The following is a 23,404-nucleotide window of genomic DNA, read 5'->3' as shown; positions in this document are numbered from 1 at the left end:
GTATGAATCTAACAGAAGCTTTACGCCTAATGAAGGAAAAAGGATATAAACATACGGGGAAAAGGGAAGAGATGCTAAGATTATTCGCGGCACATAATCGTTATTTAACTGCGAAAGACGTTTTAGAGCATATGAAGGATGATTATCCAGGACTTAGTTTCGATACGATTTATCGTAACTTAACGGTATTCGCTGAAATTGGAGTTTTAGAGCAAACGGAATTAAATGGTGAAAAACATTTTCGTTTTACGTGCTCTATTATGGAACATCATCATCATTTTATTTGTTTAGATTGTGGTGGTACGAAAGAAATCACTTCTTGCCCAATGGATTTTATGAATAAAGATTTTAAAGGTTATGAGGTAACGGGACATAAGTTCGAAATATATGGTCGTTGTCCAAAATGTGCAAAATGAGAAAACTCGTCGGTTATTAACTGACGAGTTTTTAATTTAAATGTAAAAAGGTTGCTCACAAAAATTGTGGGCAACCGTCTTTTTTATTGTTCTTGTTTTTCTTTTTCTTTTTCTCGTTCGGCAGCCATTTCAGCAGCGATTACATCAATTTCTTTTTTCAGTTCTTCTACCATAGTTTCTTCTGGTACTTTACGAACAACTTGCCCTTTACGGAATAATAAACCTTCTCCGCGTGCACCAGCAATACCGATGTCAGCTTCACGAGCTTCACCAGGACCGTTTACAGCGCAGCCAAGTACCGCAACTTTAATTGGAACTTGAAGTGTAGAGATATATTCTTCTACTTCATTAGCGATGCTAATTAGGTCAATTTCAATACGACCACAAGTTGGACAAGAAATAAGTGTTGCGGCATTAGATGCAAGACCGAATGACTTTAATAGTTCACGTGCAACCTTTACTTCTTCCACTGGATCAGCACTTAAAGAAATACGTAGTGTATTTCCGATACCTTTATTTAAAATTGCTCCAAGACCAGCAGCGCTTTTTACAGTTCCAGCAAACAAAGTTCCTGATTCTGTAATACCTAAATGTAATGGATAATCAAAAGCGCGAGCGGCTTTTTCATATGCTTCAATTGCTAAGTTAACATCAGAGGCTTTCATTGATACGATAATATCGTGGAAATCTAAGTCCTCTAAAATTTTAATATGGTGCAGTGCGCTCTCGACCATACCATCAGCAGTTGGGTATCCATATTTTTCTAAAATGTGACGTTCTAATGAACCTGCATTTACGCCGATACGGATTGGAATGCCACGCTCTTTCGCTGCGTTTACAACAGCTTCTACTTTATGGCGACGTCCAATATTACCTGGATTGATACGTACTTTATCAATGCCGCCTTCGATTGCTTTTAAAGCAAGGCGATAATCAAAATGAATATCAGCAACAAGTGGAATGTTGATTTGTTTTTTAATATCAGCAATAGCATTTGCTGCGCGCTCGTCTGGAACAGCAACACGAACGACTTGACAGCCTGCTTCTTCTAAACGTTTAATTTCAGCAACTGTAGCCTCAACATCATGTGTTTTTGTTGTCGTCATACTTTGTATAATTAATTCATTGTTACCGCCAATTGTTAAATTACCGACTTTAACTGGACGTGTTTTTGTACGATGAGTCATTTCATTCACGAATAGATCGCTCTCCTTATAAAAGAAGTTTCTTATTTTAGTCCCTTACATCAATGATAGTATGTGTGAGAAAGGGCTATAGAAACCAAAGTACTCGGTTTCACTTTTACTATTGTATCAGCGCCTTTATGTAATTGACAAGGATTAAGTGATGGCTTATTGATATAACGGGAATTTATAAGACTTTCCAACTTGGATTTTTGTAGCAGATGTATTTTTATTTAATTGTTTAAAATCATCAATTACTTTTTCAATAGAAGGAATTTTTTTCTTATTGATCGCTTCTGTAATAGAAAGGACTGTATCACCAGTTTTTACTTCAATTGCTTTATAAGCTGTATCCGTTTCTTTTTCTGTTTCTTTCTCTTTATTCTGCTTTGTATCTGTATTTTCTTTTTTTATCGTTTCGGCAGCTGTTGTTTTTTTGTATGAACTTAACATCGGTAAAGTACCGATTTTAATGTCGTAATAAAATATATAACCGAGGACAAGCACGAATAAGAGTACACCTAATCTCTTCATATCCTTCACTCCTTTGCTAGGAATATATGCTTGTCCAAAAAAAAAATGCCTATTTAGGCATTTTTTTATAGTTCTTGTTTATCTTTTGGTTTTGGAACTTCTTTAATTGTTAAGTATAGAACGATTAAAACAACTGCAATGTAAATGAATGTTGCTCCAGGTACGTTTATTTTGAATAAATCCATAACCATAAAGAAGATTGTTGGAATTGTGTAGCTGTAAGCAGTTAACGTCCAAACTTGTTTATAAGATAATTTGCGTTGACCGCTCATTGCAGAACCGATGAAGGCAAGTAATGTAACTCCTACAAAGGTAATAAATAATTGGAACAAGTACAGTAAGAACCCAATAACGAATAGTAAGATTGGATAAATACTGTCAAATAACGAAATGAAATCTTGTAAATCTTTCTTCTCAAGAGATGCACCTAATAAGTCATTATAAGAGTATGTTTGTGGTTGGCCATTTCCCATGGAGACTACTTTATCTTTTAAAACAAATAAACCTGTTTTATTTTGATATTTTTCTAAGTCTGTTGAATTTGGATCAAATACGAAAAGGGCATTTCCATCTTCTTTTTCGATAGGTTGGTCAATATCAGCTGTTAGTTCGCCATTTTCAATTTTGAAATCAGGTAAATCTTTTTCGATCACTTTATTTACCATGTTAACACCATCTTGAATAACGCTACCGTACAAGAAAGTTCTTGGAATAGTAGTGATTAGGCAAAGAAGCATAATATACAAAATGGTTTTACCGATTTTTTGAAAACGGAAAAGCGCCATATCTTTAGGCGAATATACGCTTTTTGCTAGCTGTGTAAAAATGGACATAGATTCACTTCCTTTATGTATGTATAAAATCATTGTAACGTACGAATCTAGAGAAGCTCAAGATATATTATCTTTACATATAGTAGAAAGGACTAAAGTTCTTCTTACTTAATTTTCTTCTTTTAGGAGAGAAAAATACAATTGACACTTTTCTTTTGTATATGGTAAATTTATCTTACATTTCTCAAACGATATAGCCAATGGGAATTTAGTTATTTTTAATGTTACATACATAATTGTGGACCCTTAGCTCAGCTGGTTAGAGCAGACGGCTCATAACCGTCCGGTCGTAGGTTCGAGTCCTACAGGGTCCATATCCATTTCGCATGTTTATTATGTCAGCAGGAAGCTTCCTTGTAGAAGGAAGCTTTTTTTACGGATATATGAGCATTTTAATTGAAAAGAAGTGGGAATTTTGCTACTTTAATGATAGCAAGACAATGTGATTTATTTGTTTGCACCCTATGGCAATTAGGGTAGAATGAAGTTGTATGTCACATATATAGTGACAATACATAAACCGGGAGGAATATAACAATGGCAAAACACGAATTACCAAATTTACCTTATGCGTATGATGCTTTAGAACCTCACTTTGATAAAGAAACAATGAACATCCATCATACAAAACATCACAACACGTATATTACAAACTTAAACGCTGCTTTAGAAGGTCATGCAGAATTAGCTGATAAAAGCGTTGAAGAATTAGTAACAAACTTAAACGAAGTACCTGAAGCAATCCGTACAGCAGTACGTAACAATGGTGGCGGACATGCTAACCATACATTCTTCTGGACAATCCTATCTCCAAACGGCGGAGGACAACCAGTAGGCGAACTTGCAACTGCGATTGAAGCGAAATTCGGTAGCTTCGATACATTCAAAGAAGAATTCGCAAAAGCTGGCGCAACTCGCTTCGGTTCTGGTTGGGCTTGGTTAGTAGTAAACAATGGTGAGTTAGAAGTAACAAGCACTCCAAACCAAGATTCTCCTCTAACTGAAGGTAAAACTCCAGTTATCGGTTTAGATGTTTGGGAGCATGCTTACTACTTAAATTACCAAAACCGTCGTCCTGACTACATCGGTGCATTCTGGAACGTTGTAGATTGGAACGTTGCTGAAAAACTTTACCAAGAAGCAAAATAATTAAAGTTAATACAGCTAAAAAAAGCTAGGAGTTTTCTCCTAGCTTTTTTCTATACTCTCCTTTTACATAATTGAGCTTGTCTTTGGAAGACTAGAACATGAAGTAAAGGAGAGTTGTGTATGAAGTGGAAACATGTAATTGGTGATGTTGAAGTGAATCGGGATTTAGTATTATTGCTCGTTATAGGCGGTTTATACACGCTCGCAATTTCTTTATCAAATACGTTTGTAAACATTTATTTATGGAAGCAAACACAAAATTATGTAAATCTGGGCTTGTATAATTTGGCCAGCGTTGTATTACAGCCTCTAACATTTCTTGTGGGCGGGAAATTAGCGAAACGTATTGATCGTTCGATTTTATTGCGAATAGGTGTAGGCACGTTAGCTGTTTTTTTTATCGTCGTTTTAGTAGCGGGAAAAAGTGCATCTCACTATATTTTACTAATGGGAGCTCTTTTGGGAGTTGGTTATGGATTTTATTGGCTTGCATTTAACTTGTTGACTTTTGAGATTACAGAACCAGAAACAAGAGACTTTTTTAACGGTTTTCTCGGACTTCTTACATCGTTCTCTGGAATGATTGGGCCAATTGCAGCCGGATATACAATTTCACGTATGGAAAAATGGAGTGGTTATACGGTCGTTTTTTTCCTCTCGTTAATGCTATTTGCGATTGCGGTTGTTTTAAGCTTTTTTTTATCAAAGAGAGAATGTGAAGGGCGCTATGAAATTGTACAAGTATTGAAAGAGCGGCAAGTTGATGAAAACTGGGGAAGAATTACGCGCGCTCATTTCTTCCAGGGTTTGAGAGAAGGAACGTTTATTTTCGTTATTTCTGTATACGTCTATTTAGCATCTGGTAGCGAGTTAGCGTTAGGGAAATATAGTTTAGTGAACTCTGCAGTATCATTTGTATGCTATTATTTAGTTGCCCGCATGTTAAAGAAGGAATGGCGAAAAAAAGCCATTTTACTCGGTGGTATTATTTTATATGCGGTCGTATTTTTAGTTATTTTCAATGTTACATATACGAAATTACTTATTTATGCAGCATGTATTGCGGTTGCATATCCTATTTTACTCGTTCCGTACGGATCCATGACATACGATGTAATTGGTAGAGCAAAACAGGCGAGAGAATGGCGTGTAGAATATGTAGTAGTCAGGGAATTATGGTTAAATGCTGGAAGAATTTGTTCCATCTTAAGTTTTTTATGTGCTGTCATATTCTTTCCTCCTGAAAAAAGTTTACCTTTTTTACTATGTATTTTAGGAGCTGGACATTTTCTTATTTATTTTGCAGTTAAAAATGTCAAATATGATGAGGGAAATGTGAACAAAACCAGCGTTGGAGCACAAGGAACAGCGCAGAATCAAACTGAACCAGAAGGTTAACTTATCGTGTGTTTTATGCTAGAATAGAAAAAGATGTAAGACAGCAGTGAGGACACCTGTATGAAGGTGTCCCTTTCACATTACATAGCTGTTGGTAGAGGGGGTTTGTATGAGCAAGAAGCAGAAAAAGAACCAGACAAAGACAAAGACCCACGTTCCCTTTCGGTTAAACGTGTTGTTTTTTTGCGTGTTTTTAATGTTCTCCGCGGTTATTGTAAGGCTTGGATACGTACAAATTGTTCGTGGTGAGGAATATAAAAATGAAGTTGAGAAGAAAGAAAATTCAACGATAAGTAATCCTGTACCGCGTGGGAAAATATTTGATCGTAATGGAGAAGCGGTCGTAGATAATGAGCCTATTCGTACAATTACATTTACAAAAATGAAGGGATCAACTGCAGCAGATCGCTTAGAAACGGCGAAAAAGTTAGCAGATTTAATTGAGGTCCCAACAGATAAGTTAACGGATCGCGATAAAAAAGATTATTGGCTTGCTTTACATAAAGAAGAAGCAGAAGCAAAAATCTCAAAAAAAGATCGTGAAGAGTTTAAAACGAATAAAATTGACGATAAAGAACTAGATGAACGTCAACGAAGCCGTGTAACAGAAGAAGAGATTAATCAACTGTCGCCAAAAGATTTAGAAATATTGGCGATCAAAAGCAAGATGGAAAGCGGATATGCAATGACGCCGCAAATCGTTAAAAAAGGTGCAACAGAAGAAGAATACGCGATTATTAGTGAAAATTTGGCGAAATTGCCAGGTGTAGATACAAATGTCGACTGGGAACGAAAATATAAGTATGATGATATGTTCCGAAGTGTACTTGGTGGTGTAACGACTTCTGATGAAGGATTACCGAGAGAAAGATTAGATTACTATCTTGTTCGCGATTATAATCGTAACGATCGTGTAGGAAAAAGTTACCTTGAGCAACAATATGAAGATAGCTTACACGGTACAAAAGCTGAAGTAAGAAATGTTACAGATAAAGATGGAAATATTTTAGAAACTATTAATGTGTCACAAGGACAACGAGGCAACGACCTGAATTTAACAATCGATATGGAATTACAAAAGCGCGTAGAAGAAATTCTTGCGAAAAACTTAATGAGATTTAAAGGGAGCGAACCTCTTTTAGACCGTGCATTCGTTGTAATGATGAACCCTAAAAATGGTGAAGTTTTATCTATGGCGGGGAAACAATTAGTAAATGAAGGCGGTCAAACGCAAGTGAAAGATTTCGCATTAGGAACGATGACGAGTTCTTATCCGATGGGTTCAACTGTCAAAGGTGCGACAGTACTTACGGGATATCAAACTGGTGCAATTCAACCTGGAGCTGTACAGTTAGATGAACCAATTAAATTAAAAGGGACACCTACGAAGTCATCTTGGAAAACGATGGGGTATATTAATGACCTTACAGCGTTAAAAATGTCTTCTAACGTTTATATGTTTAAAACAGCGATGAATATCGCTGGTGTTCCATACGTACGAGGTGGTACGTTAGATATACCACAAAAAGCATTTGATACGATGCGTTACTATTTTGGGCAGTTTGGGCTTGGTGTAAAAACAGGAATTGATTTGCCAAATGAAACTGCTGGTCAAATGGGTAAAGGAAATCAACCAGGTTTCTTATTAGATTTATCAATCGGACAGTATGATACGTATACACCGCTTCAATTAGCGCAATATATTTCGACGATTGCAAATGGTGGATATCGTATGCAACCGCAAGTTGTAAAGGAAATTCGCGAGCCATCGGCGAAGCCAGAAGAAGTTGGAAAAGTTGTTCAATCGATGGAACCGAAAGTATTAAATCGTGTTGATATGCCTGAATCACAAATTAAACGTGTTCAAGAAGGATTTAGACAAGTGTTTAACGATACAGGTGGTACAGCTACAAAATACTTTGCAGGTGCACCATATAAAGCCGCTGGGAAAACAGGTACAGCTCAAACTGTATATGGCGGAGATAAAGAGATTGGTAGAAATGCAAAAAATGAGCGTGTTGAAACATATAACTTAACATTAGTAGGTTATGCACCACTTGAAGATCCAGAAGTAGCATTTTCTGTTGTTGTTCCGTGGGTACATGATGATAAAACAGGGATTAATGGATATATTGGTCGTGAAATAATGGACGCTTACTTTGATTTGAAAAAACAAGCATTAACTGGTGAAGCTCCAAAAGATGAAAAAGAGAAAAAAAATAAAGCACAAGATGATGAATAAAAAAGTTGTAAAAAAAGCACACTATCTGAAAAGATAGTGTGCTTTTTTTTATGCTTTATGCATATGGTTTAGTAAATGTGGACAAGCGTAAAATGTTGAAAAGACATGTTTTAAAAACGATGAACATAACAAGATGAGTGCATACGCTCTAAGTTTGTCTTGTGTGATAGGAGATAGCAGTTTTATGGATGATTAGAAAATTTCCTGCATCTAAAGTACAAAAGTGAAAATAAAGTTTGTGTATACAGTTGTTTTTGTGGAACTTTACAAAACTTTTACAAACAATTAAAACCGAATTAATAGTTTAGCAGTATTCTTATATCTGTAATCCTGTTATTTCCGGTTACTTCTAGGAGGAAGAACACGTGAAATGGATGAGCGCATCGATTAAAGTTTTGACATTATCGACATGTTTCCTTTGTTTTAATATGTCTACTGTATTTGCTACAAATGAAATGGGAGAAGTGAGAGTTGATGGATCCTCAACGGTTTTTCCTATTATAGAGGCAGTAGCAGAGGAATATACAAAGGCCTATCCAAACGTGAAAATTTCTATTAGTATTTCTGGGACAGGAGGAGGATTTAATCGTTTCAGTAAAGGAGAAGTAGATATAAACAATGCTTCGAGATTGATGAAACCGGTAGAAGAAAATGCTATGCAGAAAAATTCCATTCAATTTACACCATTTGAGGTTGCTTATGATGGTCTAACAATTGTTGTGAATCGTCAAAATACGTGGGTAAACAATATAACGATAGACGAGTTACGTCTATTATGGAGTGAAAATGGTAGATTGAAACGATGGTCACAAATTCATTCATCATGGCCACGTGAACAAGTTAAATTTTATGCGCCAGGCGTAGACTCTGGTACTTATGATTATTTCCAAAATGTTGTCTTACAAAATAATCGCCTTGTAAAAACGGTTTCTTTGTCTGAAGACGATCAAGTTATTATGCAAGGGGTAATGAATGATAAAAATGCCATTGCTTTTGTAGGATATGCTTATTATATGGCCAATAGAGATAAGGTGAAAGCAATACAGGTGGATGGTGTATTTCCAACGAAAGAGACCATTCAGTCGGGGGCGTATAAGCCTTTAGCTAGACCGCTATTTACTTATGTAAATGATGCATCTATCCGAAATAAAATGAATGTAGCAAATTATGTTGAGTTTATGATTAAACATGTTGGCAACCTCGCTGAAGAGGTCGGATATGTAAAATTGCCAAAAGAAAAATACAATGAACAGCTGCGAATGTTAACAGAAATAAAAAGGTAATGTCAGGGTGGAAAGGGGTTTTCATCTTTGGCTCATAATGACAAAAGTCAAATTACATTTTCTGTACAACATTTGATTGAGAGAAATACAAAGAGGCGAAAAAAAGCGCAGCGAATCAATCGAATTGTTCCGTTATTACTAAAAATAATTGCTAGCGTGTCTATAGTGACGACACTTGGGATTATTATTACGTTGGCTAGTGAAACAATCATGTTTTTTCAAAAAATATCATTATACTCCTTTTTGACGGAGCAAGAATGGTTACCTTTTTTTGAAGATCCGAAATTCGGTATATTACCACTTATATGTGGAACAATCCTTGTAACAGCAATTGCCATGTTCGTAGCAATTCCTATTGGTTTAGGTTGTGCCGTGTTTTTAAGCGAATACGCTTCGAATGGCGCTCAGAAAATATTAAAACCGTTGTTAGAGCTACTAGCAGGCATCCCGACAATTGTATATGGTTTTTTCGCGTTAACAGTTGTCACACCACTGTTACAACGGGTTATACCAGATTTGCAGTTTTTTAATGCTATTAGTCCGGGTATTGTTATAGGATTTATGATGATACCGACGATTGCGTCACTCTCTGAAGATGCGATGAGAGCTGTAGCAAAAGGAATTAAAGAAGCCTCATTAGCGCTAGGAGCAACTCGGTTTGAGATGGTAAAACAAGTCGTGTTTCCTTCGGCTTTTACGGGGATTATGGCAGCGATTATATTAGCTGCTTCCAGGGCAATTGGTGAAACGATGATTGTTGTTATTGCAGCTGGATCAACACCTAATGTATCGATAGATCCGACTCATTCTATTCAAACATTAACAGCCTATATTGTACAAGTGAGTTTAGGTGATGCTCCGCACGGAACAATTACTTATTACAGCATGTATGCTGTAGGTGCGACTTTATTCGTGTTTACTTTTATTATGAACATCATTTCGCAGTATATTATGCGCCGTTTTAGGAGGGTGACATAATATGCGAATGTTAGACCATAAAAAAATACAAGAAAATATGGTATCACGTTTTTTAAAAGATAGAATTTACAAATCATTATTTTATATAGCAATTTTGTTTGCAATCGTAATTCTGTTTATTTTATTGTTTCAAATTTTTGAAAAAGGTATGAGTTATCTTTCAATAGATTTTTTTACAAACTTCGCTTCACGTAATCCGAAAGAAGCTGGGATTGCTGCTGCTTTGTCAGGAACAATATTATTTATGAGTATTGTTATACCGGTCTCTTTTATATTTGGAGTCGGAACAGCTCTTTATTTAGAGCATTATGCGAAAGAGTCCGTTTTTAAAAAGTTAATAGAATTGAATAATCAAACATTAGCAGGGGTACCTTCCGTTGTGTTTGGTTTACTCGGGTTAACTATTTTCGTATACGCTCTCCATTTGGGAGAGAGCATAATCGCAGCGGCACTGACGATGAGTTTACTCGTCTTACCAACAGTTGTTGTGGCTAGCCAAGAAGCGATTCGATCTGTACCAAGTTCCTTATTAGAAGCTTCTTACGGATTAGGTGCTACGAAATGGCAAACGATGTATCAAACTGTACTGCCAGTAGCTTTGCCAGGGATTTTAACGGGATGTACGTTAGCGGTATCGAGAGCGATCGGAGAAGCGGCACCGTTGTTAGTTATTGGGGCACTTGCATTTGCAAATTATGTTCCGTTTAGTATGTTCGATAGATTTACGGTTTTACCAATTCAAATTTTTAATTGGATGAGTAGACCGCAAGAGGAATTTCAGTATGTAGCAGCAGCTGGGATGATTGTTTTGCTAGGATTACTGCTCTTTATAAATATATTTGTCTTATGGTTACGAAATCGAAAATAAGTTGGAAGTGGATGAAAGGGGAATTCAAATGGTAGCAACAGTAGTAAATGTACAGGTGAAAAATGAGAAGAAGATTGAGACAGCACCAAAAAAAGTAGTATTTGATACGAAAAATTTAAATTTATGGTACGGAGAAGACCATGCTTTAAAAGATATCAACTTAAGTATTCATGAGAATGAAGTAACAGCGATTATCGGTCCAAGTGGTTGCGGGAAATCAACATACTTAAAAACGCTAAATCGTATGGTAGAGTTAGTACCTATCGTTCGAACTACGGGAGTTATCGAATATAGAGAACGAAATATATTCGATAAATCATATCCGGTTGAAGAATTACGTACGCATGTGGGCATGGTGTTCCAAAAGCCAAATCCATTCCCGAAATCTATTTATGAAAATGTAGCATATGGACCGAAAATTCATGGTGTTCGTGACAAAAAAACACTTGATGAAATCGTTGAAAAAAGCTTGCGCGGAGCAGCCATTTGGGATGAGTTAAAAGATCGTTTGCACGATAATGCATATGGTTTATCTGGTGGGCAGCAACAACGTCTATGTATTGCACGCTGCTTAGCGATTGAGCCAGACGTAATTTTAATGGATGAACCAACATCAGCGTTAGATCCAATTTCAACATTAAAAGTAGAAGAACTAATTCAGGAATTAAAGAAAGATTTTAGTATTGTTATTGTAACGCACAACATGCAACAAGCAGCACGTATTTCAGATAAAACTGCCTTCTTCTTAAGTGGAGAAGTTGTGGAATATACAGATACAAATAAATTATTTACAACACCTACAGATAAGCGAACAGAAGACTATATTACAGGACGATTTGGTTGATATCGTTGTAAGGCTAAGAGTAAATGCCCTCTTAATAGAGGGCATTTCTCACTTTAAATAGGGGGAGTAATATTTCTCTTTCCTCAAGGCTTAATAAACGTACAAGAGGCTGGGGAGGGGATTTATCCCGCTATTTGCGGGCTAATAATCAGTGGGGATGAAAAACTCCCACACTGATTAAAGTTTCACTTTATATATAATGCACATAATATTGAGGGGGGAAGAAGCAATGGTAAGAGAACAGTTTCAATATGATTTAAAGACGTTACAGCAAAAGGTAGTTGAACTTGGTGAATTAGCAAGGGAAGCTTTATTAATTGCTATGGAAGGGCTTCACAAAAGAGATGTAGAGAAAGCATTAGAGGTCATTGATGGTGATTATCGCATGGATAATTTAGAAGAAGAAATAAATGACCTTGCACTTATGCTTATTACAAAGCAGCAGCCTGTAGCAAGTGATTTACGAAGAATTTTCATTTCAATTAAAACAGCGACAGATTTAGAACGTATTGCAGATCACGCTGTTAATATTGCGAAATCAACAATTCGTCTTGGAGAAAAAGAAGTGGTTGTTAGCTTGCAGAATCTTGATGAAATGTTTGAGATTGCTCATAAAATGTTAAATTTAGCATTAGAATCATACGAGCAAGAAAATTTAACTTTTGCTAGACAAGTTGCTGAAATGGATGATTCAGTTGATGAAATTTATGGGAAGGCGATTCGTGAATTTATTTCCTCTATCCCTGGACAACCAGAAGCGATTACACAAATTACACAACTATCCTTTGTTGCAAGATACATTGAGCGTGTAGCAGACCATGTTACCAATATTGCTGAGAATGTATTTTATTTAGTAAAAGGAAAGCATTATTTATTGAATGAGTAGGAAAAGAGTAGGTGATGAGACATCACCTGCTTTTTTTAGTCAAAACATGACAAAAAAAGCTCGTTGTTTCCTTTAGTTTATGATGATAAGATGTATCATAATTAATGGAAAAATAAGTACATATGTGTTAATTACGTCTTATAAATATTTTGCTAATTTAATAGTAAGCGCTTTCTTTTTTGCTAGAGTTAAAAGGTACATTTATTTATCCCGCTATTTGTGGGCAGTTAATGCGGGATAAATAATATATATGTGGTATACGGAGTTCTTGAACATTATATAAGTGGAGGCTGAAGTATATGAAGGGGGTTATTTTAGCTGGAGGAAAGGGAAGACGTCTTAGACCATTAACATGTAATACTCCAAAACCGATGTTACCATTGTTAGAAAAGCCGGTTCTTGAATATAATATTGAATTATTACGTCAGCATGGCATTCGTGAAATTGCAATTACCGTTCAATATATGAGTACAGCTATTAAGCAGTACTTTGGTGATGGTAGTAAATGGGGAGTTAACTTGTATTATTTTGAAGACTCTCCCCCACTTGGAACCGCAGGGAGTATTAAGCAAGCGGAAAGTTTTTTAGATGAAACATTTGTTGTTATTAGTGGGGATGCATTAACTGATTTTCAATTATCAGAAGGAATTGCATTTCATGAACAGAAGAAGAGAATGGTAACGATGTTTGTGAAAGAAGTAGAAAATCCACTCTCATTTGGGCTAGTTGTAACGAATAAAGAACAAGAAATTATACGATATATAGAAAAACCGAGTTGGAATGAGGTAGTTTCTAATGTTGTGAATACAGGTATTTATATAATGGAGCCGGAAATTTTTTCTTACATACCATCCATGGAATTTTTTGATTTCAGTCATGATGTATTTCCACTATTGGCAAATAAAAATGTGTTATTTGCATATTTATCAGAAGACTATTGGCTAGATATTGGTACATTTGATCAATATCGGCAAGCTCAATTCGATTTGTTGACGAAAAAATTGAAGGTGCCTATTCCATATACAGAAGTATTACCAATGGTGTGGATGGGAGAAGGTGTAACGATAGGAAAAGGGACGAAAATTCATGGTCCTTCTTTTATTGGAGAAGGGGTAATAATTGGTGCGGGGGCTGTAATTGAACCGTACTCTATTATAGGGAAAAATAGTATCGTTTCAAGTTATTCTCAGCTGCAAAAAAGCATCGTTTTTGCAAACTCCCATATCGGAAAATATTGTGAGTTGCTAGAAACAACAATTGGAGAGCATACAATGGTTGAAGATGATGTTACACTTTTTCAAAAAAGTATCGTAGCGGACCATTGCCATATAGGGAAAAGTACAGTAATTAAGCAAAAAGGAAAACTATGGCCATATAAGGTGATAGATAGTCATTCAATAGTAGGCTCTGCTGGTGTTCAAGAGAGTGAAAAGGGGGCAGGATGGTTACAAAAAAGCCGGATTGTCGGAAGAGGAAATGTTGAGATTACCCCTCAATTTATTGTGAAAGCCGCAATGGCTTATGGTTCTCTTTTTTTAAAAGGAGAGAGCATATTAATCGGAAGTCAAGAAAATATAGAAACAACGTCCTATAAAAACTTATTCCTCCATGCTATTCATGGTATTGGGATTCATACGATGGAATGTAAAGAAATGAACGAGTCACTTTTTCAGTATGCCATTCATAATTTGAACTGTGCAGGTGGGGTTTTTATTCAAGTGGAAAGTGATAGAGGGATTGTTATAAAGATGTATGGCAGGGATGGAATGTTATCGTATAAGCAGCAAAAAATGATCGAACAACTATATATGTCTGAGTCGTTTCGTTACGTATGTGAGAAAGAAATGGGGCGAAGTAAGCAGGTTCATGTTTCTTTAAATAATTATATAGAAGCAGTATTAGAACACATTGATATAGAGAAAATACAAAAACAGAAGTTTCATCTTCTTATTAATAAGAGAAATGATATGTTACAACAGTTACTTATTCTCTTTCTGCAAAGGCTTGGGTGCACAGTTACATGGATTTATGCGGGGGAACAAAAAGATCATGTGAAAGCTTTGATGAAATCGAGTAAAGCAAATATGGCGCTTATGTTTTCTGAACAAGGAAATCAATTCGATTTATATGATAATCATAGTAATATTTACCAAGGAACTGACTTTGAAGAAGTAGATATTCCTGATTTATTATTTGAATCAGCAGATAAAATTTATCCAATGTCTTTGAAATTGGGCGGTTGTTACCTTCTATTTTATATGTATGATGAAAAAAAGTCTTTTCAAATAAGATGGAAGCGAGATATTTTATATCGAATAGGAAAATTGTTTGAGTTAATAGCACTGCAGGGAAAAACATTTTTTAGCATAATAGAGCAATCACCTCCGCTCTATTTACTTTGTGATGAAGTTGTGTGTTCGTGGAAGGAAAAAGGGAAAGTAATGCGGAAATTATTGGCTGATATGGAAAGAAAAGAAGACGGGATATTAGAAGGAGTACAGTTCAAATATACAGAAAAAGAGTGGTCTTATATCGTTTCTGACGCAAAACAACCAAAATTTTTAGTGTATTCACATGCTAGAAACCCAGTGATAGCAAGGGAAAACATGAAAAATCTTATAGAAAAAATTAGACAATATCAAAAGGTGTAGAATTTTTATTTTAAAAGTGGTATTATGGTATAGTCTGATTTAAGTTATTAGTACTGGAGGGAAATAAGAATGCGTGTAAATATTACTCTAGCATGTACAGAATGCGGAGATCGTAACTATATCTCAAAGAAAAATAAACGTAACAACGCTGAGCGTATCGAGCTTAAAAAGTATTGCAAGCGTGACAAGAAGTCTACGTTACACCGTGAAACAAAGTAAGCAGTAGGAATATTTTCCTACTGTTTCTTTTTTTTTATGCGATTCCTACGTAAAAGTGATACACTATCCTCGTAGAGTAAAGTGTCACTGTAAGGGGGAAAAGTGTGTGAAAGAAGAGAAAATACGTTTACGTAAACAAATAATAGAACGCATGAATTCTTTATCTGAAGAACAGTATACAACTTTATCGGAACAAATTGCAGTTTCGTTGTATGGACAAAAAGAGTGGATTGAAGCTAAAACAATTGGAATCACTCTCTCGATGGAACATGAAGTGAATACATATCCTATTATCGAAAAAGCTTGGGAAGAAGGAAAGAAAATTGTTGTTCCAAAGTGTAATAAAGGGACAAGAACGATGTCTTTCCGGAAAATTAGTAATTTTGATCAATTAGAAACAGTATATATGAATTTACGTGAACCGATTCCAGCGTTTACGGAAGAAGTGAATGCGTGTGAAATTGATCTTCTTATCGTGCCAGGAGTAGCGTATACGCGGCGAGGGGAACGGATTGGATATGGTGGTGGCTACTATGATCGTTATCTCGTGCATTATAAAGGGGAAACGCTATCATTAGCTTATGATTTTCAAATGGTAAAACATATTCCTGTTGAACCATTTGATAAAAATGTAGAAAAAATTATTACAGAAAAAGGAACAATGGTTATAAATGGGCTTGTATAGACAAATAAAAATTGACGAGACTTTTTCTTCTTGATTATAATAAAATATGTGAACGTTTTCTTATTATAGTTTTTTATAGTAAGTAAGCATAGAGGGTGATGAAATGATATCTATTTATGATATTCAGCAATTGCTAAAGAAATTTGGTACGATTATTTATACGGGTGATCGAATTGCAGATTTACAATTAATGCAAGATGAATTGCGTGAATTAAATCAGTCACAGCTAATCGATCCACAAGACTATCAAACAGCTTTATTTTTATTGAAGCAAGAAATTCAAAAAGAGCTAAATAAGAATTAGATAAAGGTAGGTAAGCAACATGGAAGAGAAATGGTTAGTTGGTGTTGACCTTGGTGGTACAACGATTAAATTAGCATTTATTAATGTGTACGGTGAAATTTTACATAAGTGGGAAATCCCTACAAATACAAATGAGCAAGGAAAACATATTACACTTGATGTAGCGAAAGCTATTGATAAAAAGTTAGAAGAGTTAGGTGAATTAAAAAGTAAGTTGATCGGTATTGGTATGGGAGCTCCTGGTCCTGTACATGTGGCATCTGGAATGATTTATGAAGCGGTTAATTTAGGGTGGAAAAACTATCCGTTAAAAGATTTATTAGAAGTAGAAACAGGATTACCTGTTGTTATTGATAATGATGCAAACTTAGCAGCTCTTGGTGAAATGTGGAAAGGTGCTGGCGAAGGAGCAAAAGATTTAATCTGTATGACACTTGGTACTGGTGTTGGTGGCGGTGTAATCGCTAATGGTGAGATTGTACACGGTATTAGTGGTGCTGCTGGTGAGATTGGACATATTACAGTAGTTACAGAGAATCCTTTCCCTTGTAATTGCGGAAAGTCTGGTTGCTTAGAAACAGTAGCCTCTGCAACAGGTATTGTGCGTGTTGCTATGCAAAAAATACAAGAGACAGATAAAGAGAGTATGTTACGTTCTATGTTAGCAGAAGAAGGGCGTATTACATCAAAAGATGTGTTTGAAGCGCTTGGACAAGGTGACGAGCTAGCGAGCGAAGTAGTAGAAAAAGTAGCTTCTTATTTAGGATTAGCTGTAGCGAACCTTGCTAGTACGTTGAATCCAGAGAAAATTGTTATTGGTGGTGGTGTATCTAAAGCTGGAGATGCACTATTAGAGCCAATTCAACGTTATTTCGAGCAATATGCTTTCTCACGTGCTGTAAAGAGCACAAAGTTAGCAATTGCAATACTGGGTAATGATGCAGGTGTTATCGGAGGAGCTTGGCTTGTAAAAAAGCACAAATACGAAGCGAAGATGATATAAGTTGTGAAATATGAAAAGAGGAAGGGAAAACCCTTCCTCTTTTTGTGCAAAATCTTGATGAAGAATAGCATGAAAATGAATTAAGCTGCCGGTGGGTACCCGTTATATAGAACAGTCATGATCGTAAACCACCCGAAAACGAGTACAGTTGCAATTGCAAAGCCGCCCGCGAAAAAATTCTTTTCGCGAAGTGTTCTAAGCGTAGCAAATACGGCTAACAGAGTGACTAGCGCAAAAATAATAACAAGGCCCATACAATATCCTCCTCTGTCTTCTCATTTCTTACGATGAGTTTTTGGAATATTTACTCTTTTATATTGTACATGTTTTAAAAATGAATGTCGAGATAGCATCCTTTCTTTTCATAAGAGAAAGAAATGTTGTATCATTGAAAGTAAGTTCAATAACTGGAGGAGATTTTTATATGAAATGGACACAAATGCCTTTAGGCCCATTACAAACAAATGCTTATATTTTAACGAATGATCAAAATGAGTGTATTATTTTTGATCCTGGTCATGAAGGAGAGAAACTTGTTACATATTTACAAGAAGCGCAGTTAAAGCCCTTTGCGGTTTTATTAACACATGCTCACTTTGATCATATTGGTGCTGTTGATGCCGTGAGAGATGCTTTTCGTATTCCGGTATACGTACATAAAGAAGAAGCGGATTGGTTAGGAGATGCAACTGTGAATGGATCGCAAATTTTTATGATGAACCGCAGTATTACAGCGAAACCAGCAGATCAAATTATTGATGCAGAAGGTACATTAACGATCGGTTCTTTTAACTTTGAAATTTTTGAGACACCAGGACATTCTCCAGGAAGTATTTCTTATTATTGTAAAGAGGCGAATGCCGTATTTTCTGGTGATGTATTATTCCAAATGAGTATTGGAAGAACAGATTTGCCTGGCGGAAGCTTTGCTGAATTAATTGGAAGTATTGAAGAGAAATTATTTGTATTACCAGATGAAACAGCGGTGCTATGTGGGCATGGTCCAGAGACGAGCATTGGATTTGAAAAAGAAAATAATCCATTTTTACAATAAGGAGTTATTATGGGGATGGAGCTCATTTTAAGAGAATGGATGGGGAAAGAAAAGGATTATTCAATTTCATACAGTACGTATATGAACCTCGTATTATATGCAGAGGGACATGGATATTATATGAGAGAACGTGAAAAAATTGGAAGACAAGGAGATTTTTTTACGAGTAGTAATGTATCTTCTGTCTTTGCGAAGACTTTTGCTAAGTTTTTCATTCGGCTTGTTGAAAATGGGGAAGTTTCTTCAAATATTTGTGAGGTTGGTGGGGGAACGGGGAAGTTTGCCTATGATGTTTTACAAGAATGGAAACAATTATCTCCGGAAACCTTTAGTAGTTTAAACTATTCAATTGTTGAAGTGAGCCCTTTTCATAGAAGATTACAGCAGGAGAGTCTTTGCTCATTTGATAATGTATCGTACTATACATCGTATATTGAAATGGGAGAGTCTTTCGAAGGAATTATTTTTTCGAATGAGCTATTTGATGCGTTTCCTGTTGAAGTAGTTGAGAAAAGAAATGGAATTTTGTATGAAGTACGTATCACGTATACAGAGGAAGGGGACCTTGCAGAAGTATTTAGGCCAGTAGAGAAAAGAATTGGTCGATACTTATTGAAGTATAATATTCATATTGCAGAGGGGCAGCGATTTGAGGTACCTATTGCAATGGAAGAGTATATAGAAGAAATTGCGGAATGGTTCCAGCGAGGTATATGTATTACAGTTGATTATGGTTATACAAAAGAAGAATGGATGCATCCTGCACATCATGAAGGAAGTTTAAGAGGATATTATAAGCATAAGCTAATTCGTAACCCTCTTGCATATCCAGGAGAAATGGATTTAACTACCCATGTTCATTGGGATGAGTTGAAGATGATTTTCGAGTTACAAGGGATTCATACGATATGGCACAGGAAGCAATCAGAGTTTTTGTTAGCGGCAGGAATATTAGAACATCTTACGAGTCATCAAGATACGAATCCTTTTTCTGAAACTCAAAAACGAAACCGAGCAGTTCGTTCTATGATTTTGAACGGAGGCTTAGGCAGTGCTTTTGAGGTTGTTATACATACAAAAGATATGCAGAATTTACATTTGAATCAATATTTAACAGTATGAAAAAACAAGACACAGTATATTGCTGTGTCTTGTTTTTTCATACGACTTATGTAGTATTGTATATTTTCTCTCATGATATATATTTATATTAAAGATATGAGATGAAAAATATAGAATACGTTCTTTTTCTCTGTCTATTAGTCCCTAACCTAATAATACGCGAACGAGTTGAATAATTGTTTCGTTTTCTACTTTGTAGTAAATTTCTAATCCTTTTCTTTCACTAGAAACGATTTTAGCACTTTTTAACTTTGCTAAATGCTGTGAAATTGTAGATTGTGGCATGTTTAAGCCAGTGTACATTGTAGAAACATTGCTTGGGCCACGTTCAATTAATCCTTTTACAATACATAAGCGAACAGGATGAGCAAGCACTTTCAATAATTCTGCATTGCTTTCATATAGTTCTATTTCTTTTTGAAAGGTTTCTAACATGTTCTTTTCCACCTCCGTGTGAGCTGTTATACCATACCATACTATACATACCAAAAAATTAAAGAAAAGAAAACAGTTGTTGCAGAAAAAAAGTCCTAAAGTAAAGAAATTGTAAGAAAAGAGACCCTGATGTAAATAAAATAGATCAATTTGTACGGTTTTGTAAAATGACACTTTTGGGTGAAAATTTTGATGCGTTTTAAAAATTGAAAGATATAGATATATTTGTAACACAATTTTATCATGATTTTCTTATTCTTTCAAATGAATATACGAAATTTTTAAAATAATATGAAAAAGGAATTATAATGATATATATAGAATATAAAACAGGTTAAAAGAAGCTGATTATAATCAGCTTTCTTATGGTGATGATTAAATATTTGAGTCCTTTATTCTAGAGTTCATCCTTTATCAACTTTAAAAATCTGTGGTTCCATATATTCTCATAAAAATCAATTGTCTCTTTTGCGGACATAAATGGATTATTTAACGTAGAGGTTGTTTTCTGTACCATGAAGTTTTCGTATCTCAGTCCGTGGGCAAATTTAATTGTAGCATCCATACAGTACTCTGTTTGGGCACCACAAAATTCAATACGATGTACAGATAATTGATCTAAAATCTCTTTTAAGTTTGTTTTATAAAATGAATTGGCATGTGTTTTTCTTACAAAAAAATCTTGTTCTTGAACATCTAGATCGGTATGAATAGCCCAAATTTTTTTTTCGGGTACTAAATCATCATCGCAATGTTGAACAAAAATGATTGGTTTATTTGATTTTCTATATGAAGAAATTCTTTTATTTACTTTTGTAAGTAAATTTTGTAAATCAAATAAATGCTCTCCGCTATAACATACTCCATTTTGTAAATCGATAATGCACTTTTATTTTTTAATGAACTATACAGACAGAAAAGTATTAAAACGAATATGTTAGACAGCATAAAAAGCAGATATGAAAACTTAATTTCATATCTTCTTTTCTCTCTATACATTTACAGGTTCTTCTACATAAGAAAGAGCATTTTCAAAATCAGATATTAAATCATCAACATTTTCAAGGCCGACAGATAAACGAAGTAATGAATTAGAAATACCTCTTTCATCTCGAGCTTCTTGCGATAGTGCTGCATGTGACATTTTAGCTGGGTAGGAAAGAATCGATTCGACAGCTCCTAAACTAACCGCAAAGACAGGTAATTTTACTTTTGATAAAAATTGGCGGAGTGCATCTTCTGACTGTAAAGTAAAAGATAGGACAGCTCCGGCTGATGTAGCTTGAGATTGTTGTATATCAAATCCAAGATGTGTTTGTAATCCTGGATAATAGACGTTTTTAACTTTAGCGTGCTCTTGTAAATAATGTGCAATTTTATTGGCATTTGCAGCTGAATGCTCAAGGCGTACATGCAATGTTTTTAGACCGCGAAGTACGAGAGAACAATCTTGAGGTCCTAAAATAGCGCCGAATGCATTTTGTAAAAATCCAAGTTTTTGAGCAAGTTCGGCATCTTTTACGACCGCTAATCCGGCAGTAACATCGCTATGGCCAGCAATAAATTTTGTGGCACTATGAAGAACAACATCGGCTCCAAGATCAAGTGGCTTCTGGAATAGTGGTGTCAAAAATGTATTATCAACAAAAGTAAGAGCACCAATAGATTTTGCAAGCTTAGAAACAGCACGAATATCTGTCACTTTTAAAAGTGGATTAGAAGGTGTTTCTACATAAAATAGCTTCGTATTTGGTTTAATGTTTTCTTTTATTTCTTCCATATTTGTCATATCTACAAATGTATGTGAAACACCGTAACGAGAGAGTACTTCAGTTATAATTCGGTAAGTGCCTCCGTATACGTCTTCTGAAATGAGTACGTGATCACCTTGTGAAAGAAGGAGAAATGCAGTGGAAATCGCTGCAATTCCTGATGCAAATGCGAATCCTTTTGTTCCGCCCTCTAATAAAGAAATGATATCTTCAAGAGCTTCACGAGTTGGATTACCCGATCGGCTATAGTCGTATTTCCCGAAAGCATCTACGTCAAACTGGTGAAATGTTGATGTGTTATAAATGGGAACGTTAACAGCTCCTGTTTGAGTATCATGTTTATACTGGTTGTGTAGTAAGAGTGTATCGATAGAATAACTCATATGCTTACACCTTCTTTTACAAGTTTAATGGCTTGCTTTAAGTCTTGAATTAAATCGTTACTATTTTCAATGCCGACGGAGAATCGAAGAAGACGATTACATACACCGTTTGCCGTTCTAATTTCTTCAGGAATATCAGCATGCGTTTGCGTTGCTGGATAAGTCATTAAACTTTCTACACCACCAAGACTTTCAGCAAATGTGATTAAGGATAAAGATTGTAAGAATGGATTAATCCATGTTTCATCTTGAAGACGAAACGAAATCATACCGCCTCTTCCTGGATAAAATACATCTGTCACACCGTCTTCATCATTTAAATAAGCAACAATTGTTTTCGCATTTTCTTCATGTTGTCTCATGCGAAGCGCTAAAGTTTTCATACCACGAATTAATAGCCATGAGTCAAATGGGCTTAAGACAGCACCGGAGGCATTATGATAATGAGCAATTTCTTCACAAAGTTCTTTTCCTTTTGCCACGACAAGTCCGCTTAGTACATCGTTATGCCCTCCTAAATACTTCGTTGCACTATGAAGTACGATATCGGCACCTTCTGTTAATGGTTGCTGTATATAAGGAGTGTAGAATGTATTGTCTACGATAAGAAGTAGTCCGTGTCTTTTCGCTACAGTTGCGACAGCGGCAATATCAGTAACTTGCATTAATGGATTAGTCGGAGTTTCTATGAAAATAGCCTTCGTTTCAGTTGTGATAGCTTGCTCAATTTGTTTAATAGATTGTGTATTTACGTATCTACATCGAACATTCCACTTTTTTTCGTGTTCGGAAAATAAGCGATACGTTCCCCCGTATAAATCTTCGGATACAATAAGTTCATCTCCAGAACGGAATAATGAAAGGACGAGGAGAACAGCTGCCATACCTGAACTACAGGCATAACCTTGTTCGCCATATTCTAAATCTGCGATTGCCTGTTCTAAAAGACCACGAGTTGGATTTCCAGTTCGTGAATAGTCAAATCCGGTAGATCTACCAAGTCCTTCGTGACGATAAGCGGTTGAGAAATAAACGGGTGGATTAACAGTTCCTGTTGTAGTTTCGCTACGATTTCCGATTTGTGCTAGTTTTGTTTCGATAGTTGACATGTAAAAATTCCTCCTTTTTAAATTGAACGAGTAGTTGAATATAAAATAAAAA

At 35.6% G+C, this 23,404-nt stretch carries 24 protein-coding genes and 1 tRNA gene; 17 read left to right on the top strand and 8 right to left on the bottom strand.

Features of this window, described 5'->3' with window-relative positions:
• The first annotated feature begins 2 nt into the window (after positions 1-2).
• Positions 3-416: a Fur family transcriptional regulator gene (locus BAU27_RS19285; protein WP_071747162.1), complete on the top strand. Its 414-nt coding sequence runs from the start codon at positions 3-5 to the stop codon at positions 414-416.
• 83 nt (positions 417-499) lie between these two features.
• Here BAU27_RS19285 and ispG read toward each other — a convergent pair whose 3' ends face one another.
• The 3 genes from ispG to BAU27_RS19270 form a co-directional block, all read right to left on the bottom strand.
• Entirely contained in the window at positions 500-1,603 is a 1,104-nt protein-coding gene (gene ispG / locus BAU27_RS19280) for a flavodoxin-dependent (E)-4-hydroxy-3-methylbut-2-enyl-diphosphate synthase (RefSeq protein WP_165616075.1), read from the bottom strand.
• A gap of 165 nt (positions 1,604-1,768) precedes the next feature.
• Positions 1,769-2,134 (bottom strand): hypothetical protein, encoded by a 366-nt coding sequence (locus BAU27_RS19275; protein WP_071747160.1) that lies wholly within the window; start codon positions 2,132-2,134, stop codon positions 1,769-1,771.
• Positions 2,135-2,199: 65 nt separating this feature from the next.
• The gene (locus BAU27_RS19270) at positions 2,200-2,967 is read right to left on the bottom strand and encodes a DUF1189 domain-containing protein (RefSeq protein WP_071747159.1); all 768 of its coding nucleotides are present in this window, start codon (positions 2,965-2,967) and stop codon (positions 2,200-2,202) included.
• Between the two features lie 240 nt (positions 2,968-3,207).
• Between BAU27_RS19270 and BAU27_RS19265 the strand changes: the two genes are divergently transcribed.
• The 14 genes from BAU27_RS19265 (at position 3,208) to glcK (ending at position 17,477) form a co-directional block, all read left to right on the top strand.
• Positions 3,208-3,281, top strand: a tRNA-Ile gene (locus tag BAU27_RS19265).
• 223 nt (positions 3,282-3,504) lie between these two features.
• A complete protein-coding gene (gene sodA / locus BAU27_RS19260) occupies positions 3,505-4,116 on the top strand; it encodes a superoxide dismutase [Mn] (RefSeq protein WP_071771673.1) in 612 nt (203 codons plus the stop codon).
• A gap of 120 nt (positions 4,117-4,236) precedes the next feature.
• Complete coding sequence (locus BAU27_RS19255) at positions 4,237-5,514, top strand: MFS transporter (protein ID WP_071747157.1); 1,278 nt, start codon at positions 4,237-4,239, stop codon at positions 5,512-5,514.
• A gap of 109 nt (positions 5,515-5,623) precedes the next feature.
• The gene (locus tag BAU27_RS19250) at positions 5,624-7,756 is read left to right on the top strand and encodes a peptidoglycan D,D-transpeptidase FtsI family protein (RefSeq protein WP_071747156.1); all 2,133 of its coding nucleotides are present in this window, start codon (positions 5,624-5,626) and stop codon (positions 7,754-7,756) included.
• A 365-nt stretch (positions 7,757-8,121) separates the two neighbouring features.
• Positions 8,122-9,039, top strand: coding sequence for a PstS family phosphate ABC transporter substrate-binding protein (locus BAU27_RS19245; protein WP_071747155.1), 918 nt, complete (start codon positions 8,122-8,124; stop codon positions 9,037-9,039).
• Between the two features lie 27 nt (positions 9,040-9,066).
• Positions 9,067-10,017 (top strand): phosphate ABC transporter permease subunit PstC, encoded by a 951-nt coding sequence (pstC, locus tag BAU27_RS19240; RefSeq protein ID WP_071747154.1) that lies wholly within the window; start codon positions 9,067-9,069, stop codon positions 10,015-10,017.
• Position 10,018: 1 nt separating this feature from the next.
• Positions 10,019-10,885, top strand: coding sequence for a phosphate ABC transporter permease PstA (gene pstA, locus BAU27_RS19235; RefSeq protein WP_071771672.1), 867 nt, complete (start codon positions 10,019-10,021; stop codon positions 10,883-10,885).
• A gap of 28 nt (positions 10,886-10,913) precedes the next feature.
• A complete protein-coding gene (gene pstB / locus BAU27_RS19230; RefSeq protein ID WP_070144871.1) occupies positions 10,914-11,729 on the top strand; it encodes a phosphate ABC transporter ATP-binding protein in 816 nt (271 codons plus the stop codon).
• Positions 11,730-11,958: 229 nt separating this feature from the next.
• Positions 11,959-12,615 carry a phosphate signaling complex protein PhoU gene (gene phoU, locus BAU27_RS19225; RefSeq protein ID WP_071771671.1) on the top strand — a complete coding sequence of 219 codons (657 nt, stop codon included), beginning with the start codon at positions 11,959-11,961 and terminating at the stop codon, positions 12,613-12,615.
• Positions 12,616-12,914: 299 nt separating this feature from the next.
• Positions 12,915-15,266 (top strand): sugar phosphate nucleotidyltransferase, encoded by a 2,352-nt coding sequence (locus BAU27_RS19220; protein WP_071771670.1) that lies wholly within the window; start codon positions 12,915-12,917, stop codon positions 15,264-15,266.
• Between the two features lie 69 nt (positions 15,267-15,335).
• The gene (gene rpmG / locus BAU27_RS19215) at positions 15,336-15,485 is read left to right on the top strand and encodes a 50S ribosomal protein L33 (RefSeq protein WP_001265616.1); all 150 of its coding nucleotides are present in this window, start codon (positions 15,336-15,338) and stop codon (positions 15,483-15,485) included.
• Between the two features lie 106 nt (positions 15,486-15,591).
• Positions 15,592-16,170 carry a 5-formyltetrahydrofolate cyclo-ligase gene (locus tag BAU27_RS19210; RefSeq protein ID WP_071747150.1) on the top strand — a complete coding sequence of 193 codons (579 nt, stop codon included), beginning with the start codon at positions 15,592-15,594 and terminating at the stop codon, positions 16,168-16,170.
• A gap of 103 nt (positions 16,171-16,273) precedes the next feature.
• Positions 16,274-16,474 (top strand): YqgQ family protein, encoded by a 201-nt coding sequence (locus tag BAU27_RS19205; RefSeq protein WP_000623706.1) that lies wholly within the window; start codon positions 16,274-16,276, stop codon positions 16,472-16,474.
• Between the two features lie 19 nt (positions 16,475-16,493).
• Complete coding sequence (gene glcK / locus BAU27_RS19200; RefSeq protein WP_071747149.1) at positions 16,494-17,477, top strand: glucokinase; 984 nt, start codon at positions 16,494-16,496, stop codon at positions 17,475-17,477.
• 80 nt (positions 17,478-17,557) lie between these two features.
• Here the strand turns inward: glcK and BAU27_RS19195 are convergent, their stop codons facing one another.
• Complete coding sequence (locus tag BAU27_RS19195) at positions 17,558-17,731, bottom strand: DUF2759 domain-containing protein (RefSeq protein ID WP_000524846.1); 174 nt, start codon at positions 17,729-17,731, stop codon at positions 17,558-17,560.
• Positions 17,732-17,901: 170 nt separating this feature from the next.
• Between BAU27_RS19195 and BAU27_RS19190 the strand changes: the two genes are divergently transcribed.
• Both BAU27_RS19190 and BAU27_RS19185 read left to right on the top strand, forming a co-directional pair.
• Entirely contained in the window at positions 17,902-18,531 is a 630-nt protein-coding gene (locus BAU27_RS19190; RefSeq protein WP_071771669.1) for an MBL fold metallo-hydrolase, read from the top strand.
• Positions 18,532-18,540: 9 nt separating this feature from the next.
• Complete coding sequence (locus BAU27_RS19185) at positions 18,541-19,653, top strand: class I SAM-dependent methyltransferase (protein WP_071771668.1); 1,113 nt, start codon at positions 18,541-18,543, stop codon at positions 19,651-19,653.
• 144 nt (positions 19,654-19,797) lie between these two features.
• Here BAU27_RS19185 and BAU27_RS19180 read toward each other — a convergent pair whose 3' ends face one another.
• From BAU27_RS19180 to metI, 4 genes are all read right to left on the bottom strand, one after another.
• Positions 19,798-20,088, bottom strand: coding sequence for an ArsR/SmtB family transcription factor (locus BAU27_RS19180; protein ID WP_000894375.1), 291 nt, complete (start codon positions 20,086-20,088; stop codon positions 19,798-19,800).
• Positions 20,089-20,485: 397 nt separating this feature from the next.
• Positions 20,486-20,971 (bottom strand): cysteine hydrolase family protein, encoded by a 486-nt coding sequence (locus BAU27_RS19175; RefSeq protein ID WP_071771667.1) that lies wholly within the window; start codon positions 20,969-20,971, stop codon positions 20,486-20,488.
• Between the two features lie 108 nt (positions 20,972-21,079).
• Complete coding sequence (gene metC, locus BAU27_RS19170) at positions 21,080-22,243, bottom strand: cystathionine beta-lyase (protein WP_071771666.1); 1,164 nt, start codon at positions 22,241-22,243, stop codon at positions 21,080-21,082.
• Complete coding sequence (metI, locus tag BAU27_RS19165) at positions 22,240-23,352, bottom strand: cystathionine gamma-synthase/O-acetylhomoserine thiolyase (protein ID WP_071747145.1); 1,113 nt, start codon at positions 23,350-23,352, stop codon at positions 22,240-22,242. The genes metC and metI overlap by 4 nt, the downstream gene beginning before the upstream one ends.
• Between the last annotated feature and the right edge of the window lie 52 nt (positions 23,353-23,404).

The organism is Bacillus sp. NH11B, from assembly GCF_001884205.1.
Taxonomy (GTDB): Bacteria; Bacillota; Bacilli; order Bacillales; family Bacillaceae_G; genus Bacillus_A; species Bacillus_A proteolyticus.
The sequence above is the reverse complement of the archived record's forward strand: the minus strand, read 5'-3'. Positions and strand labels throughout refer to the sequence as shown.